At 62.8% G+C, this 886-nt stretch carries 1 protein-coding gene; it reads right to left on the bottom strand.

Features of this window, described 5'->3' with window-relative positions; translation table 11 throughout:
- Positions 1 to 8: 8 nt before the first annotated feature.
- Positions 9 to 886: DDE-type integrase/transposase/recombinase (locus HLH25_RS19905; protein ID WP_182975733.1), on the bottom strand; the 878-nt coding region annotated here is incomplete at its 5' end.

Here is an 886-nt window from a genome sequence, read left to right as displayed (position 1 = left end):
GTTGAAGCCTAAGCGGCGATAGCCGCATTGGCCAGAGCCTTGGCTCGGACTGCGTTGGGAGACATGAATCCGTGCCGTTCGAGCAGCCAGATTTCGTTGTATAGGTCACGGAATTCCAGCAGAGCCTGGCGTAGATCCTCGATGGTTTCGAAGGTCTGGACCCAGAGCAGGTTTTCCTTGAGCGTCCGGATGAAACGCTCGGCACATCCGTTACCCTCGGGGGCACGGACGAACGCTGGTGAGCTTGCGATGCCCAGGAAGCGGATTTCGTTTTGGAAGTCATCTGACATGTACTGGCTACCGTGATCGTGGCGCAGGGACAGGCCGGTTGCTACTTTTTCGGCAAACACGCCGAAGTAGCGCCGCACGCCCTGTCGTATCGGCTCCAGCGCTTCGAAGCGGGTGCCGCGTCTGGCTGCATGGATGCCCGTGCATTCACCGCTGTGATGATCGATGGCAATGAACACAGCGCTCTGACCTTCCTGCGTCCATGTCGTGGTCATGTCGGTGCCCCACATGACGTCGATGGCATCCGGGATGATGGTGCCGTCATGGTTGCGCGGTCCCTTCGGCGCGCCGGTCCGCGAGGGGGCGAGCAGATCGTTTTCGCGCATCAGGCGTAGCGTCCGGCGACGGGACGTGCGCACGCCCGCGACCCGCAATCTTGCCCAGATCTTGCGGTGTCCCTCACCATGGAACGGACTGGCGGAGAGGGTCGCACGGATGCGCTCGACCAGTTCGGCGTCTGGCATGGGGCCTGTCGGGCCGCGCCGCCGTGGCTCCGGTCTCGCCGACGCAGGTGTCCTGTGTCGATAGAGTGTCGCCCGACTGATGTTCCACATCCGGCAGACTGCCGCCAATCCATAGGGACGGCCAGAGGATGGGG

The organism is Gluconacetobacter dulcium (assembly GCF_014174165.1).
Lineage (GTDB): Bacteria > Pseudomonadota > Alphaproteobacteria > Acetobacterales > Acetobacteraceae > Gluconacetobacter > Gluconacetobacter dulcium.
The sequence above is the reverse complement of the archived record's forward strand: the minus strand, read 5'-3'. Positions and strand labels throughout refer to the sequence as shown.